We start from the raw sequence: 14,786 nt of genomic DNA, 5'->3' as shown, positions 1-14,786 counted from the left end.
CAGGATGGGGTGGCAGGCCTGCAGGCAGAGGCGCGGTGTTACGGCAGCCAGACCTTCTCCAGGTCGCGGAAACCCCACTTCTCCGGCGACTCGACACCGACGATACGTTCGCGGTCCCCGGCGGTGGCCAGGTCGAGGTCGGTCATCAGCACGTGCTTGCGCTGCCTGGCCGAGTAGAAGACACGCACGCGGGGAGCCAGCAGCGTGGCGGGGTTCTGCTCCACCACCACCGCCAGCCGGTCGCTGGACAGCCGCACCAGGGCGCCGACCGGATAGATGCCGATGCTCCGGACGAACGCCTTCATCAACGTCGTGTCGAAATGCCCCTCCCAACTGGCCATGCGGCGCAGCGATTCGGCCGGATCCCAGCCGTTCTTGTAGGGCCGGTTGGAGGTGATGGCATCGTATACGTCGCAGATGCTGCTCATGCGGGTGAGCAGCGGCAACTCGGTACCGGAGAGACGCTGTGGATAGCCTGCGCCGTTGATCTTCTCGTGATGGTGGCGGGCGATGTGCAGGATCGCCTCCTGGGTGATGCCGCCATCCCGCAGCAGCCGTTCGCCATGCACCGGGTGCTGGCGGACGATGGCGAACTCGTCCTCGGTCAGCTTGCCGGGCTTGTTGAGCACGTCCAGCGGCAGCATGGCCTTGCCCATGTCGTGCAGCAGGCCGCCCAGAGCGGCGTCGCGCACCTGGTCATCGGGCAGCTGCAGCTGGCGGGCCAGCATCGTCATCAGCGCGCTGACCGCCACCGAATGCAGATAGGTATAGCTGTCGGCGTCCTTGAGCCGCGCCACGCTGACCAGTGCGGTGGGATGACGGTCGACCGAACCGGTGATTTCGTCCAGCAGCGGCATGACGTGGCCGGCGTCAACGCCACGACCCAGGCGCACTTCGCGGAACATCGCCTCGACCGCGTCGCGCCCCTCGTCGCAGATGCGGCGGGCACGCGAGATCTCGGACGCCAGACTCACGGTGCCGTCGGCCACGATCACCCGGCGGTGCTCGGCCTCCGGATCCTTATCCGTATCCGTGGCCGACGGGGACATCGCGGCCGGCTCCGCGGGCACCGGTCCTGCCGCGTCCGGGGTCGGAGTCTCGGGTGAGTCGCGATCGCCGTCCAGCTCGCTCCGGGACAGGTCCACCACCACCTGCTCCACCCCGCTGTCCTGCAGCTCGGCAATGCGTTCGTCGTCGAGCAGGAACGACGTGCGCCAGAACGGATGCTGCATCCACGGACCCAGCAACTTCTGCACGTACATGCCGGGCCGGAGGTCGGCGACATTTACGGTCTGCAGCATGCATGGCTCCGCCAGGTTGGGGGGTCCGTTATGCTCCCGCCCATCGACCAGCACGGTGGGGCGACCCCAGTCCCCCGAACGGTATCGGCACGGGAGCCCACATGCTGAAGACCTATAGCGGCAGCTGCCACTGCGGCGCAGTCCGCTTCGAGGCCGACATCGACCTCACCCAGCCCACCTACCGGTGCAACTGCTCGATCTGCCGGCGCAACCGGTTCTGGCCGGCCATCGTGGCGCCCGACCGGTTCCGGCTGCTGGCAGGTGAAGGGGAACTGGTGGAGTACCGCTTCAACACCCTGCGCAACTCGCACCACTTCTGCCGGACCTGCGGCGTGCGGCCGTTCGGCATCGGCAACGACATGCCGGGGGAAGCGCGCATCTACGGCGTGAACCTGGGCTGCCTGGAAGATGTCTCGCCCGAGGAGCTCGACGCCGCGCCGGTCGTTCACGTGGATGGCGCGCACGACCGCTGGCAGGAAGCGCCCAGGTTCACGCGTTACCTTTAGGCGGCACGTCGAACAACGACCGTATAGCCGCCACAGTCCCGCGGCGTTTTGCTAGGCTGGCGCAATATCGCCACCCAGCCGTGTGCAGGGACTTTCCGTGAGCATCCAGTCCGATTATCTGGAAAACGTTTCCAGCGATGCCGACCCCGGCACGGTGCCACTGCGGGCGCGCCCGCAGGTGGAACTGTGCCGTCGCGGCGAGATCCGCGCCGAGAAATTCCTCGATGCCGCCACCGAGGTGTTCGCCGAGAAGGGGTACCAGCACGCTCGCCTCAGCGAGATCGTGGCGCGTGCGGGCGGATCGCTGGCCACGCTGTACCGCATCTTCGGCGACAAGGAAGGATTGGCCTGCGCCATCCTCGAACGTCGCCTGGACCTGCATATCCATGTCCTGAGCGACCTCAACCTGACCGAGCTTTCGCCCCAGCAGGCGCTGCGGCGCGTCGCCATCCGCATGGCGCAGCTGATGGCGGGCACCGATTCGCAGGTGGTCTACCGCATCGTGATCGGTGAGGGCCAGTCGTTCCCCGCCTTGCGCGACTGGTTTTTCGATCATGTGGTGGCGTCCATCCGCCGCACGCTCGAAGATTATTTCGAGCAGCAGGTCGCCGCGGGCCGCCTGCACCTGGCATCGCCCAAGGCGGCGGCCGGCCAGTTCTACATGAGCCTGTTCGGCGACCAGGTCGTCCGCCTGGCTGCGGGCGGGCCGCACCTGCCGGACGTCGACACGCTGGAAGCGCAGGCACTGGCGGCCGTCGACCTGTTCCTGCAGGGCGCTTTGCCGCGCTGACCCCGCGTCCTTCACCCCTCGATGGCAGGCGGCCTGCGAGCATGGTCGCCTCGTGACGGGACCGGATGCGCATGGACCTCAAAAGCGGTTACCCCTTCTGGGCGGTCAGCAACGGGCTGATGCAGGCGTTTCCGCGCCTGGAAGCCGACCATCGCTGCGACGTCGCCGTGCTCGGCGGCGGTATCACCGGCGCGCTGATCGCCGATGAACTGGCCCGCCATGGCTTCGACGTGGCGGTGCTGGAGCAGCGGGACATCGGCTGGGGCAGCACCGCCGCCAGTACCGCGCTGCTGCAATACGAAATCGACACGCACCTGATCGATCTGGCCAGGCGCCATGGCGAAGCCGATGCGGCGCTCGCCTACCAGGCCTGCGCCGAGGCCATCGACCAATTGCAGGCGGTCGCATCGGCCTGGCGCGATGTCGGCTTCGCGCGCAATCGCAGCCTGTACTACGCCAGCCGACGCCGCGATGTCGCCAGCCTGGAAGAAGAGTGCGTTGCCAGGAAGAAGCACGGCCTGGAGGTGGAGCTGCTGTCGTCCGACCGCGTGCGCGACGATTACGGATTCGATGCGCCTGCCGCCCTGCTCAGCCAGCAGGCGGCGCGCGTGGATCCGTATCGTCTGACCTATCGCCTGCTGCAGCGGCTGCAGAAGCAGGGCGCATCGGTCTTCGACCGTACCCGCATCGAAGGAATCGCCTCCACCACGCGCGGCGTGACGCTGCGCACCGACACCGGACTGACCGTGCGCGCCGGGCATCTGGTGGTCGCGGCGGGCTACGCGAGCCAGCACTGGCTGAAGAAATCGGTGGCGCGCAACCGCAGCAGCTACGCCGTGATCAGCGATCCACTGCCGGAGTCGGCGCTGGGCTTCCTCGCCGATACGCTGCTGTGGGAAACCGCCCGCCCCTATCTGTATGCGCGCACCACCTCCGACCGTCGTCTGCTGCTGGGGGGAGAAGACGATTCCGTCGATATCCCGGCCAAGCGTGACGCGCGCGTGGAGAAGAAGGCACGCACGCTGCTGAAGCGGTTGAAGGACCTGTTCCCCGAACTCGCGCTCACCCCGGCGTTCTCATGGGCCGGCACCTTCGCGGAAACCGAGGATGGGCTGCCGTTCTTCGGTCCGCATGAGCAATGGGGTCCGCGGGTGCACTTCGCGATGGCCTACGGCGGCAACGGCATCACCTACAGCATGCTCGGCGCCGGGCTGCTGCGCGCTTTGATCGAGCGGCGCAAACACGCCCTGTGGCCCTTGTTCTCGTTCCAGCGCCTGGAGCGTTGAGCATGTCTTGACAGCGTCGTCATCCAGGTCGCGCGACGCTGCGCTTCCCCACGCCCCGGGAGACAGCGTCATGCCACGCGGTGACAAGTCGGCGTATACCGACAAGCAGAAGCGCCAGGCCGAACACATCGAAGAAAGCGAACTGGAACAGGGCCGCTCGCACGAGGACGCCGAACGCATCGCCTGGGCCACCGTCAACCAGCAGGACGGCGGTGGCAAGAAGATCGGCTCCGGGCGCAAGACGGCGACAAAGCAGGCTACCAAGAAAGAGGCCAGCAAGACCGCCACACACTCCAAGAAAAAGAAGACCGCGAAGAAGACCTCACGCAGCTGAGGCACTGCAGGATCGAGCGAGTTCGGTCGCGTCGAGACGTTTCTGTGGCTGGTGCGTACGAAATCGCAGCCTGTGCGTCTTGCGGGCGTCGATCAGGTCGCACAGGCCGACGTTAGAACACAACGACCGTCGTCAGTCACCCGCCCGGCCACCATCCCTTGCCCGTCAATGCATAGCGATCGGCCGCGCGTTCGAACGGATTGCGGACGCTGACCCCGCCGCACAGCAGATAGACCGGCAGGAACAGGGGTCCCAGCACCATGTACTGATAGACGTGCGCGCGCTCATGGTCGCCCAGGCGGATGCGCGGATGCTGCGTGCGGCCGGCACGATGCTCGTAGGTGACGCATTCCGACTCCAAGGTTTCGCCGGTATGCAGGATGCTGTTGCCGAAGGTGATGGCGCCGCCCGGTCCCCACGGCCAGCGATGGAAGACGACCGCGAAATCGCGCCGGCTCCATTCGGGTCGCGCGCCAAACGGCATGCCCACGGCGCCGGCGACGAGGCCGATCAGCGTATTGGGAACGGCCCACGCGATGCCGAGCACGCGGGCGGACCACAGCATGGCCGGCGCCAAGGCTCAGTCCTGTTCGTTTGGCATCAGCAGCCAGAGGATCAGGTAGACCAGGATGCCGGGAAACGCCGCCGACGCGATCGACACGACGACGAAGATCACCCGCAGCAAGGTCGCGCTCCAGCCATAGCGGTGGGCGATGCCGCCCATCACGCCGGCGATCATACGGTCGTTCAACGAACGCGCGAACGGTTTGGATGCCGAGTTGTTCATCGCCGACTACTCCCCGCGGTGGTCTGGACCGAGTCTAGCGCGTCAGCGGACCGGCGCGCCTGAACCGCGCAGCGTCTTGAGCTTCGCCGTGAACCACGTGGCAGCCGGCTGTGCGGGCTGTCCCGGACACCGCACCTGGTAAGCCTTCCCGCTCATGCTGCTCTTGCTTGCCGCGCGCTCGATGAACTGTTCCGCGGTATCGACCAGGTTTTTCTTCAGCAGGTAGTCGTACTTGCGCTGCAGGTGCTTGCGGGCCTCGTCACGCCCATGCCACGTACCGTTGCGCTGGAACTCGCAGGACGACGTGGAGAGGGCGTCCATCAGGCCCTGGATCTCGCGCTTGGCGGTTGCTGAAGGTGCGGCCGACGCGAGCGCGGAAAAGGCGATCAGACAGGCAGCGAAGGTGAGGCGCGACAGCATGGGATTACCCTGATGCAACAAAGGTGAAGGGGGCGCACTTCTGTAGGAGCGACGTCAGTCGCGACCGCACGGCCCGATGCGCCGACAACAGAAGGCCAAGTCGAACAGGGGACTGGCCCAACGGCGACCTTCATATACTGTCGGATCGCGGTCGCGACTGACGTCGCTCCTACAAAAGGCAGCGTGCGCACTTATCGGGCGCGCTGGCCCAGCCAGTGGTGGATGGCCGTCGGCACTTCGCGCTGCGCACGGCTGGACACGTAGATACCGATATGGCCACCCTTGAAGCTCAGTTCGGTGTAGTCATCGGTGCCGACCACGTCCTTCAGCGCACGCGAGGCATCCGGCGGCACCAGATGGTCCTGCTCGGCATAGATGTTCAGCACCGGCATGTCGACGAAACCCAGGTCCACCGCTTCGCCGCCGATCTCGATGCCGCCCTTGATGAAGCCGTTGCGCTGGTAGAACTGCTTGATGAACTGGCGGAAGGCTTCGCCGGCGAGATCCGGCGAGTCGAAGATCCATTTCTCCATGCGCAGGAAGTCCTCGATCGCCCGCTTGTCGTCGAGGATGTCGACCAGCCCCACGTATTTCTGCAGGTTCAGCCGGAACGGCTTCAGCATCAGGTAGCAGGCATTCATCATGTCGGCGGGCACGTTGCCCAGTGCGTCGACGAACAGGTCCACGTCGAGTTCGCGCGTCCAGTGCGAGAGCATGTTGTCCGGCGTATGGAAATCCACCGGCGTGACCATGGTGATCAGGTTCTTGACCTTCTCCGGGTGCAGCGAGGCGTAGCACAGCGAAAACGCGCCGCCCTGGCAGATCCCGAGCACGTTGACCGCCTCGCGGCCGCTGCTGTCGCGCAGGTGGTCGACGGCGCCGTCGATGAAGCGGTTGATGTAGTCGTCGAGTTCGAGAAAGCGGTCCGAGCGGTCCGGATAGCCCCAATCGATGACGTAGACGTCCTCGCCCTGCGCCAGCAGCCCCTTCACCAGCGAGCGGTCGTGCTGCAGGTCGACCATGTACGGCCGGTTGACCAGCGCGTAGACGATCAGCAGCGGGATTTTCGCGGTCGGCGCCTTGTCGCCGATGAAGCGGTACAGCACCACCTTGCCGTCGCGCCAGACTTCCTGCTTCTGGGTGGCGCCGTAGTGGACGTCCTCCACTTCCGGCAGCGTATGCAGCCCGGCGGACAGCTTCTGCGTCAGCGTGGTGGCTTCGTGCGCCAGCGCTTCGGCGCTGAAGTTGAGCGGTCCGTTCATTTGCCTTTACCCCGCTTCGTCTTCTTGCCGGTCCCGGGCGAGTCGACGACTCCGCTGCGCGTTGCGTTGCGCGCCACCCAGTCCTTCATCGACACGACCGCTGCAGGCTTGGCCGACGCTGGCTTTGCTGGCGGCGCCTTGGCTTGCTTCGGGGCTTTCGCGACCGAGGCCTTCGATACCCGTTTGGCAGCCGCTTTCTTCGTCCTGACAGGCTTCTTCGCGACGCCCCGGGTCGCGGCGGCCACGGGTTCCCGCTTGCTTGCCGCCGGCGCCGTCGCGGCCACGGTCCGCCGTGCAGGCTTCTTGGCCGCCTTCTTCTTGGCGGCTGGACGCTGCTTCGTCACAGCTTTGGACGCCGAGGGCTTGCGGCGGACGGGCGCGCGCTTCTTCGTTGTTTTCGGCTTCGCGGCGACGGGCTCGGACCGGGATGGCGCCTCCACCACGACCGGCGTCTCCGTCGGCGTCGTAACGCGCGGTGCCGGCGCACGGCGGGCGGGTGCCGCCTGTGCACGCGTCAGCCTGCGCAGTGAACGCTCGAGTTCAACGATCTTGCGGTGGGCGGAGTCGACTTCCGTCCGCGTCGGCATGCCGAACAGCGTGCAGACCTGCTCGACCTCGCGCTGCACGCCGAGGCGCAACCGCGCCTGGGCGTTCGCCAAGCCACCGTAGGCATGGCGGAAATCGCTGGACATGGCGACCTGCGCGTACGCCTCTTCAGCGGCATCGATCCACAGGTCGAACAGGGCCCGTGCATTCTGCAACTGGCGGCCCGGTTCGGCATGCTCCTCCAGCTTGCGCTCGAAACGCACGAAGGCGTCCTGCGCCACCTGCAGCATCAACTGGTCGTACTCGCCGACCTGACGCTGGTAATCCTGGTAGGCCTGCGCCAGTTGCTGCCAGCGCTCCTGGTGTTCGCGCGACAGACCGAAGGTCGGCAAGTGCATCCAGCGGTCGCCATCGCGCTGCAGGTTCTCCAGCCAGGGGCGCATCTGCTGCATCCAGCCATCCATGCCGTGCGCACCGCCCTGCATGTGGCGGAAGATGTCGGCGAACGGATTCTGCGCCGGCGTGGGCTCGGCCATGCCGAGCGCCGAGCGCCAGGCGCGGCCGATGTCGGTGGCATCGTGGTCGCGCCCGGTGAACTGCGCAGCAACCTGCTGCATCTGCCCGAACCACTGGCTGGCCTGCCGCTGGAAGCGGCCGACGGCCTCGTCCACCTGCGGCTGCCCGCCGGGCACCAGCTTCGACCACCAGTCGACCGTCTGCTGCCAGCCGGGCGCGGCACCAGGCATGGACATCGTCGGCGCTGCGCCGGCCTGCCGCAGGGCATCGCCCCACAGGCTCCAGTACTGCTGGGCGACCGATTCGAAATCGCCCGGCCACGGTGGAACGGAATTTGCCATGTGCCCTCCCTTTCCCGACCGATTCTAGCCGCGGCCGGCGGCGCGTGCATGACGTGCCCTCATCTCACGACTCAAGGTTTGGGAATGCGCAGCGTCTTGCTGATCATCAGCGTGCCGGATACCGCGAACAGCAGCACCAGCGGATGCAGCAACCAGGGCCCCAGCTTCAGCGCACCCAGCCACAGTTCCGGACCCACGTGGCCCAGGTAGGCCGCGATCGCCAGCAGCACGACCAGCAGCAGGCTGGTCGGGATTGGCGTGCCCTCGAAGTACTTCACCTTGTCGCCGCCGTCGGCCAGCGATTCGGCGGTGACGTTGTAGCGGGCCAGCCGGCTGACACCGCAGGCCACGAAGTACGACAGCACCAGCCAGTCCCAGCCGCCCTGCATGCCGCAGGCGTAGGCCAGCGCGGCCGGGGCCACGCCGAAGGAGATGACGTCTGCCAGCGAGTCCAGTTCGCGTCCCAGCACCGAGGCCTGGTTGCGCCAGCGCGCCACCCGTCCGTCCAGCGCATCGAAGATGAAGGCCAGCGGGATCAGCGCCATGCCGATCATCAGGTCGCGCAGGATGCCCTCCTGCAGGAAGCGCATCGCCGCGAAGATCGCGCCGGTACCGCAGAACGCATTGCCCAGCGTGAACCAGTCGGCCAGCTGGAAGTCGCGGATCATCGAGAAGTGTCGGGACATGGCGGCAGTCGTGACCGGGGACGGCCTACAGGGTAAGCCGAACCGGGTGAAACCGTCGTGGCAACAGGCTGTCCCTCTCCCCGCCTGCGGGGAGAGCAACTGTCTTGATTCAGGCGCAGCAGGACGCGTTCAGATGGTCCCGCATGCGGGCGTTGAGGATGACCAGCAGTTTGCGCATGGAGGCCACCAAGGCGACCTTGGCCGGTTTGCCGCGATCGCGCAGCGATTGGTAGAAGGACCGCAGCGTCGGTTCGTAGCGCACGGCGGTCAGCGTGCCCATGTACAGCGTGGCCCTAAGGCCTGCCCGGCCACCCCAGATGCGGCGTGCGCCGCGCAGGTTGCCACTGTCGCAGGCCAGCGGTGCCACGCCCACCAGCTTGGCGATGGCCTTGCCACTGAGGTGGCCCAGCTCGGGCAATTGCGTGGCCAAGGCTGAGCGCAGCACAGGCCCAACGCCCTTGATCTGGCCCAGCACGGCCAGGCCGGGCTGCTCGGCTACCTGCTGAGCGATGCGAGCGTCCAGCGCCTTGAGCATGGCTTCACTACGACCCAGGTCCAGCAAGGTCTGCCGACGCAGCCAGGGATCGGTGAGCTGCTCCAGTCGCTGGCGCTCCTGCTGTACGGTCTGCTGCACGTCCAGGCGGCGCTGGTGGTATTGCGCCAGACGGCGCTGCCAGGCCGGTGCAGGGCGATACGGCGTCAGTTCCAGCACCGCCGCCATGTGCGCCAGGATCTGGGCATCGAGCGCGTCGGTCTTGGCCAACTGGCCGGTGGCCTTGGCAAAGTCACGCCCCTGACGGGGATTGATGCGCACCATCGGCACGCCGGCCGCATGCAGGCGATCCAGCGCCTGCTGCTCGTAGCCTCCCGTGGCTTCCAGCACACATTGGCGTACCGGCACCTCGGCCAACCAGTGACGCAGGGCCTCAAGCCCGGTGTCGGTGTTGGGAAATCGAGCCCGACGCTCCATGCCGTGCACATGCGCGTCGATCCATGCCTTGCACACATCAAGACCTATGCCGTATCCCATTGCCCATCTCCGGTAAGCTGCCAGGGTCGAGAGTCCTCCCTTGCGGCCCAGCCTTATCGTTACGAGCGCCTACTCGAGCAACTGTTCGGGCGTGTGCAGGGAGATTCCGGCGTGGCGAGCTTGCTCTCCCGCGGTCGTAGCACCCAAGGTGTGACGCTCAACCACGCCGGCTCTCGGCACCTAATCTGGCAGATCGGCAAGAGATAAGGGTGCCGAAGGCGGGTGAGGGGCGAACGAAGACCGACAAGTTTGACGCACGCCGTCGTACCGCGCTCTGCCCCTCATCCGCCCTCCGGGCACCTTCTCCCCGCAAGCAGGGAGAAGGAGGTGCTCAGCGCGGAATCGCGAGCTGGCTGAGCTCGACGCTCCCCGCCCCACGCGGTTGCGCGCTGATCAACGCGTTCGCCGGCAATTCGCGGCGGCCATCCAGCGTGGCATCGACCTGATCCAGTGCCGCGTAGACATACGGCAGCAGCGGCACGTAACGCGCGCCGTAGGCGGGCAGCGCCAGGAAGCCGTCGAAGTGCTGCGCATGACGCACCTGCCAGTAGCGCACGTCGGGGTTGGCGGCACGTGCCGCAGCCACGTACGGCGCGCTGGAGAACGCGGGCGGGACAAGGCCATCGTCCAGGCCATGGATCACCACGACCGGACGGCGCGTCTTCGGGAAGTGCGCAGCCGTCTGCGCGATGCCCGCCTGCACGCGGCGCGCGTCATCCGTGCTGCCGGTCTGCAGCGCACGCAGGCACTGCAGGCCAGGCAGGGTGAAGTCCTGCGGCGCCAGCGTCGTATCGACGATGCCGACACCGGCGCCCGGCGGAATGCCGCTGCCCTCGGACCACCACGCGGCGCGCTCGGCGGCCGTCGCGGCACGCGCGGAAAAGTCGGCATTCTGCGCCGAGAACGCGAAGCCGCACGGATGCTCGCCCACGCCGTAGCGACCGTAAGCCGACGCATACGTCACCGCGACCGCACGCCACAGGTCGAAGCCCACGCTCAGCGCGCCGGCGACCAGCGCCTCATCGGTCCAGCCGTTCGCCTTGAGTTGCGCATGCGCCGACGCCGCCTGCGCCTTCGCATCGGCACCCGTCACCAGGCCCGCCGCCTTCAGCGTGGCGCAGCGCGCCGTCCACAGCGGTTCGACCTGTGCACGCAGCGGTGGCTGCGGCAGCGACTCGGCCGGCAGGTCCAGCATTGCGCACGGCATCAGCAGCGCCGCTTCGGTGGTGTAGTCGTACAGCGAGCGCGCGCCGGGCGCATCGGCCGCGTAGATGTTGGGTTCGCCGGCGACCACGGCATCCAGCCAGCCGCCCTCCTCCTCGCTGGCGCGCAGTACCGCACCACCGCCGTTGGAGATACCGACCGCGATGACGCGCGTGTTGTCGAAACGGAACGGCGCCGCCTGCGGGAAGGCCTGGTCCAGCGCAGCCAGCGCGAATTCCGCGGCCTGCTTCACATGCTTGCCCCAGTCCGCCTCCGGATTGTCCTTGGAATGCGCATGCTTGACCGCCACGCCGCTGGCGCCGACCGGCGCGTCGGGCGTGAAGGCGAGCGTGTCGACGCCGAGTTCGCCGATGGTGCCGTCCTCGCGCGCGCCGCGCTGGTCGGTCAGGTCGAAGTAATCCGTGCCGGCGCCCTTGTCGGTGTAGGCGACCGCACACCCCTTCGGCAGCGCCCACGGCGCGGCGACGGCGATGGCGCCGTAGACACCGCGCGAGCCGGACGCGGCGGTGACGACGACGCAGCGCTTCGTGGCATCGAAGTTGTCCGGCACCTGCACCAGCACGCGGTGCGGCTGCTTGGCGCCGGGCACCGTCGCCAGTGCCGAATACTCGCGACCCGGCGCGCTGGCCACGCTGCCGTAGGCCTGCCCGTAGCTGCCGGTCAGCGACAGGTCGGCGATGCCGCGCCAGTTCGCCCAGATCGCGCGGCGACGCAGTTCGGCCGGCGTCGGGTTGGCGGGATCGGCGAACGCGGGCGCCGCCATCGCGCGCAGGCCGTCCAGGCCCAGGCCGGCGGTAAGCAGGTCGTCGGCGCCACGATGGTCGGTGACGCGCTGGGGCTGGATCATGTGGGCCACCGCTTCGGGCTTGGGCGGCGCGCTGCTGCAGGCGGCGAGCGCCGCACCAAGCAACAGGCCGCAGGAAATGCGCGTCTTCGCGTTCATGCGTGGAAAGCGTCCAGGGTTCCGGTCAATGCCATGAAACTACCCTCCGCGGGAAGCGCCGTCATCGTACTTTGGTACCACGAACCGCGCGCGCCTGCCTGCTACCCTAGCGACGACACGCAGGAGTTCCCCCATGCAGCCCACCCACACCCTCCTCATCACCGGCGCGGCCAGCGGCATCGGCGCCGGCATCGCCGCGCAGCTGGCCGAAGCCGGCCGCCACGTCATCGTCAGCGACCTGAACCTGGACGCCGCCGAAGCCGTTGCCACACAGATCCGCAGCGAGGGCGGTTCGGCAGAGGCCGTCGCGCTGGACGTCACCTCGCAGGCCAGCATCGACGCCGCGCTGGCGACGATCTCGCGGCCCATCGACGTGCTGGTCAACAACGCAGGCCTGCAGCATGTCTCGCCGCTGGAAGACTTCCCCATCGAGAAGTGGGACTTCCTGGTGCAGGTGATGCTGGTCGGCGTAGCCCGGCTGACCCGCGCGGTGTTGCCCGGCATGCGCGAGCGCGGCTTCGGCCGCATCGTCAACATCGGCAGCATCCATGCACTGGTCGCCAGCCCGTACAAGAGCGCCTACGTGGCGGCCAAGCACGGTCTGGTCGGCTTCTCCAAGGTGCTGGCACTGGAAACCGCCGACACCGACATCACCATCAACACGGTCTGCCCCAGCTACGTGAAGACGCCGCTGGTGGACAAGCAGATCGCCGACCAGGCACGCACGCGCGGCATCTCCGAGGCCGACGTGGTCAGCCAGGTGATGCTGAAGCCGATGCCGAAGGGCGTCTTCATCGGTCTGGACGAACTGGCCGGCATCACCGCCTTCCTCACCTCGCCCGCCGCCCGCAACATCACCGGCCAGACCATCGTGGTGGATGGCGGCTGGACGGTGCAGTGAGCATCGGACCTTGAAGATCCGCGTCCCGCCGAGAACATGCAACCTGCTTGCGATCATCGTGCTCGCCGCCTGTAGCGAATCGGCGCCGGAACATCCGCTTCGCAGCGAACTCGCACGCCTGTCCGGCTCCCAGGCCAACGCCTGCGGATGGGTCGCCGCAGGAGGGGAGACGGAAGCAGGTTGGGCCTGTGCCCAGGAGGCCGACGCCGCCGGACAAGCGTTCTGGTTTGCCGTCCAGGGACGCGGCGTCGACTCCGAGGTATGGGATGCGATTGGACGCGACGCTCACGGCATGCGCTACCACCTGCAGTACGACTCCAATCCCTATGGCGAAGCTTCGCTGATGCCTCGCTACTTCCGCGACACCTGCCTTGGCGCGTTCCGCCTGAGGAAAGACGAGGGCACCCGACTCGGGTGCTCAAGGGCAAGGATCGAGACCCGCCAGATGCAAGCACCCGCCCAATGACTTGCGCCGAATGCCCAACCTCCTGATCGCCGACGACCATCCGCTGTTTCGTGCCGCCCTGCGCGGTGCGGCGGCGGACGCCGTGGCGCAGCTGTCGGTGCGCGAGGCCGAGTCACTGGATGGCGTCATCGCCACGCTGGAAGCGCACGACGACATCGACCTGGTGCTGCTCGACCTGCACATGCCCGGCAACCACGGTCTCGCGGGACTGGCGGCGATCCGCGCGCAGTTTCCCGCGGTCGCGGTGGTGGTGGTGTCCGCGAACGACGATCCGCGCGTGGTGCGCCGGGCACTGGACCACGGCGCTGCCGGCTACCTGCCCAAGAGCTCGGGCCTGGACGAACTGCGCGACGCGATCCGCAGCGTGCTCGCCTGCGAGCAGTGGCTGCCGGCATCGCTGCGTGGCGCGGTGGCGCGCGCGCAGTCGTCCGAACACGACACCGAACTGGCCGGCCGCCTCGCCAGCCTGTCGCCACAACAGTTCCGCGTGCTGACACTGGTCGCGCAGGGCCTGTTGAACAAGCAGATCGCCGACCGCCTCGACGTGCAGGAGCGCACGGTGAAAGCGCATCTGTCCGCGATCTTCGACCGACTCGGCGTGCGCAACCGTACCCAGGCCGGCGTGGTACTGCGCGAACTGGAACTGGCCGATCCGGCACGGCAGATCGAGTAATCCTGCCTCGTTGCCGCGCCGCATGTCGGGAACGAATCCCCGCGACGCCCACGCCGTCATCCCAGCGAACGAAACTCCGCGCCCCGCATGTCGTCATCCCAGCGAACGCTGGGATCCATTTGGCTCCCGCCCTTGCTTCCGCTGGATGTGTCGTGGAGAACAGCAGGATGGGTCCCAGCGTTCGCTGGGACGACGGCGCGAGAATCGTCATCCCGGCGCAGGCCGGGACCCAGTGCCTTTGCTCTTCCAGGCAGGTTAAAGACGCAGATCGCCGGCTCCCGGCTTGACCCGCCGTCCGGCATTTGAAAGTCGCCATGACGAGAGCTGCATCACTCCTGATGGCGTCATCCCAGCGAACGCTGGGATCCATTCGGCTCCTGCCCTTGCTTCCGCTGGATGTGTCGTGGAGAACAGCAGGATGGGTCCCAGCGTTCGCTGGGACGACGTCGCGAGAATCGTCATCCCGGCGCAGGCCGGAACCCAGTGTCTTTGCTCTTCCACGCACCTTAAAAAACGCAGATCGCCGGCTCCCGGCTTGACCCGCCGTCCAGCGTTTGAAAGCTGCCGGGACGAGAGCTGCATCACCCCTGATTACGTCATCCCAGCGAACGCTGGGATCCATTTGGCTTCTGCCCTTGGTTTCGCTGGATGTGTCGTGGAGAACAGCAGGATGGGTCCCAGCGTTCGCTGGGACGACGGCGCGAGAATCGCCATCCCGGCGCAGGCCGGGACCCAGTGCCTTTTGCTTCCCGCGCATGACGGCGACGCACGTCG

At 67.3% G+C, this 14,786-nt stretch carries 15 protein-coding genes and 1 pseudogene; 7 read left to right on the top strand and 9 right to left on the bottom strand.

Annotated elements, in window-relative coordinates; all coding sequences use genetic code 11:
• Positions 1-38: 38 nt before the first annotated feature.
• Positions 39-1,301, bottom strand: coding sequence for an HD-GYP domain-containing protein (locus ACGHX3_RS06955; RefSeq protein WP_394696866.1), 1,263 nt, complete (start codon positions 1,299-1,301; stop codon positions 39-41).
• A gap of 101 nt (positions 1,302-1,402) precedes the next feature.
• Between ACGHX3_RS06955 and ACGHX3_RS06950 the strand changes: the two genes are divergently transcribed.
• The 4 genes and pseudogenes from ACGHX3_RS06950 to ACGHX3_RS06935 form a co-directional block, all read left to right on the top strand.
• Entirely contained in the window at positions 1,403-1,807 is a 405-nt protein-coding gene (locus tag ACGHX3_RS06950) for a GFA family protein (RefSeq protein WP_394696865.1), read from the top strand.
• A gap of 97 nt (positions 1,808-1,904) precedes the next feature.
• On the top strand, positions 1,905-2,597 hold the full coding sequence (locus tag ACGHX3_RS06945; RefSeq protein WP_213601504.1) for a TetR/AcrR family transcriptional regulator: 693 nt from the start codon (positions 1,905-1,907) through the stop codon (positions 2,595-2,597).
• Positions 2,598-2,668: 71 nt separating this feature from the next.
• A complete protein-coding gene (locus ACGHX3_RS06940) occupies positions 2,669-3,883 on the top strand; it encodes an NAD(P)/FAD-dependent oxidoreductase (RefSeq protein ID WP_394696864.1) in 1,215 nt (404 codons plus the stop codon).
• A 70-nt stretch (positions 3,884-3,953) separates the two neighbouring features.
• Positions 3,954-4,208 (top strand): annotated as a pseudogene (locus tag ACGHX3_RS06935) (HupB); the annotation flags it as partial.
• A gap of 145 nt (positions 4,209-4,353) precedes the next feature.
• Here the strand turns inward: ACGHX3_RS06935 and ACGHX3_RS06930 are convergent.
• The 8 genes from ACGHX3_RS06930 to ACGHX3_RS06895 form a co-directional block, all read right to left on the bottom strand.
• A complete protein-coding gene (locus ACGHX3_RS06930) occupies positions 4,354-4,782 on the bottom strand; it encodes a hypothetical protein (RefSeq protein WP_394696863.1) in 429 nt (142 codons plus the stop codon).
• A gap of 15 nt (positions 4,783-4,797) precedes the next feature.
• Positions 4,798-5,004, bottom strand: a complete 207-nt coding sequence (locus tag ACGHX3_RS06925) for a PspC domain-containing protein (protein ID WP_162336618.1) — start codon at positions 5,002-5,004, stop codon at positions 4,798-4,800.
• Positions 5,005-5,046: 42 nt separating this feature from the next.
• Entirely contained in the window at positions 5,047-5,424 is a 378-nt protein-coding gene (locus ACGHX3_RS06920; protein WP_162336617.1) for a DUF5329 domain-containing protein, read from the bottom strand.
• Positions 5,425-5,615: 191 nt separating this feature from the next.
• Complete coding sequence (locus ACGHX3_RS06915) at positions 5,616-6,686, bottom strand: class III poly(R)-hydroxyalkanoic acid synthase subunit PhaC (RefSeq protein WP_394696862.1); 1,071 nt, start codon at positions 6,684-6,686, stop codon at positions 5,616-5,618.
• Positions 6,683-8,089, bottom strand: a complete 1,407-nt coding sequence (gene phaE, locus ACGHX3_RS06910; protein WP_394696861.1) for a class III poly(R)-hydroxyalkanoic acid synthase subunit PhaE — start codon at positions 8,087-8,089, stop codon at positions 6,683-6,685. The genes ACGHX3_RS06915 and phaE overlap by 4 nt, the downstream gene beginning before the upstream one ends.
• Positions 8,090-8,160: 71 nt before the next feature.
• On the bottom strand, positions 8,161-8,775 hold the full coding sequence (pssA, locus tag ACGHX3_RS06905) for a CDP-diacylglycerol--serine O-phosphatidyltransferase (protein WP_394696860.1): 615 nt from the start codon (positions 8,773-8,775) through the stop codon (positions 8,161-8,163).
• A gap of 109 nt (positions 8,776-8,884) precedes the next feature.
• Positions 8,885-9,805, bottom strand: a complete 921-nt coding sequence (locus ACGHX3_RS06900; protein WP_394695888.1) for an IS110 family transposase — start codon at positions 9,803-9,805, stop codon at positions 8,885-8,887.
• Positions 9,806-10,136: 331 nt separating this feature from the next.
• A complete protein-coding gene (locus ACGHX3_RS06895) occupies positions 10,137-11,972 on the bottom strand; it encodes a 3-hydroxybutyrate oligomer hydrolase family protein (protein WP_394696859.1) in 1,836 nt (611 codons plus the stop codon).
• Between the two features lie 133 nt (positions 11,973-12,105).
• Between ACGHX3_RS06895 and ACGHX3_RS06890 the strand changes: the two genes are divergently transcribed.
• Genes ACGHX3_RS06890 through ACGHX3_RS06880 form a run of 3 tightly spaced genes read left to right on the top strand, consistent with a single transcriptional unit; the run spans position 12,106 to position 14,012 of the window.
• A complete protein-coding gene (locus ACGHX3_RS06890) occupies positions 12,106-12,873 on the top strand; it encodes a 3-hydroxybutyrate dehydrogenase (protein ID WP_162336612.1) in 768 nt (255 codons plus the stop codon).
• Positions 12,874-12,883: 10 nt separating this feature from the next.
• Positions 12,884-13,339, top strand: a complete 456-nt coding sequence (locus tag ACGHX3_RS06885; RefSeq protein ID WP_162336611.1) for a hypothetical protein — start codon at positions 12,884-12,886, stop codon at positions 13,337-13,339.
• A gap of 10 nt (positions 13,340-13,349) precedes the next feature.
• Positions 13,350-14,012, top strand: a complete 663-nt coding sequence (locus ACGHX3_RS06880; protein WP_056881237.1) for a response regulator — start codon at positions 13,350-13,352, stop codon at positions 14,010-14,012.
• The last annotated feature ends 774 nt before the right edge of the window (positions 14,013-14,786 follow it).

Origin of the sequence: Pseudoxanthomonas japonensis (assembly GCF_043632995.1) — a bacterium.
Lineage (GTDB): Bacteria > Pseudomonadota > Gammaproteobacteria > Xanthomonadales > Xanthomonadaceae > Pseudoxanthomonas_A > Pseudoxanthomonas_A japonensis.
This window is presented reverse-complemented; position numbering and strand designations above follow the sequence as displayed.

Coding starts and splice junctions, on each gene's coding strand:
- ACGHX3_RS06915 (WP_394696862.1), bottom strand. CDS start 6,686: ATGAACGGACCGCTCAACTTCAGCGCCGAAGCGCTGGCGCACGAAGCC.
- ACGHX3_RS06930 (WP_394696863.1), bottom strand. CDS start 4,782: ATGCTGTGGTCCGCCCGCGTGCTCGGCATCGCGTGGGCCGTTCCCAAT.
- ACGHX3_RS06900 (WP_394695888.1), bottom strand. CDS start 9,805: ATGGGATACGGCATAGGTCTTGATGTGTGCAAGGCATGGATCGACGCG.
- ACGHX3_RS06880 (WP_056881237.1), top strand. CDS start 13,350: ATGCCCAACCTCCTGATCGCCGACGACCATCCGCTGTTTCGTGCCGCC.
- ACGHX3_RS06950 (WP_394696865.1), top strand. CDS start 1,403: ATGCTGAAGACCTATAGCGGCAGCTGCCACTGCGGCGCAGTCCGCTTC.
- ACGHX3_RS06940 (WP_394696864.1), top strand. CDS start 2,669: ATGGACCTCAAAAGCGGTTACCCCTTCTGGGCGGTCAGCAACGGGCTG.
- pssA (WP_394696860.1), bottom strand. CDS start 8,775: ATGTCCCGACACTTCTCGATGATCCGCGACTTCCAGCTGGCCGACTGG.
- ACGHX3_RS06895 (WP_394696859.1), bottom strand. CDS start 11,972: ATGAACGCGAAGACGCGCATTTCCTGCGGCCTGTTGCTTGGTGCGGCG.
- phaE (WP_394696861.1), bottom strand. CDS start 8,089: ATGGCAAATTCCGTTCCACCGTGGCCGGGCGATTTCGAATCGGTCGCC.
- ACGHX3_RS06890 (WP_162336612.1), top strand. CDS start 12,106: ATGCAGCCCACCCACACCCTCCTCATCACCGGCGCGGCCAGCGGCATC.
- ACGHX3_RS06920 (WP_162336617.1), bottom strand. CDS start 5,424: ATGCTGTCGCGCCTCACCTTCGCTGCCTGTCTGATCGCCTTTTCCGCG.
- ACGHX3_RS06925 (WP_162336618.1), bottom strand. CDS start 5,004: ATGAACAACTCGGCATCCAAACCGTTCGCGCGTTCGTTGAACGACCGT.
- ACGHX3_RS06955 (WP_394696866.1), bottom strand. CDS start 1,301: ATGCTGCAGACCGTAAATGTCGCCGACCTCCGGCCCGGCATGTACGTG.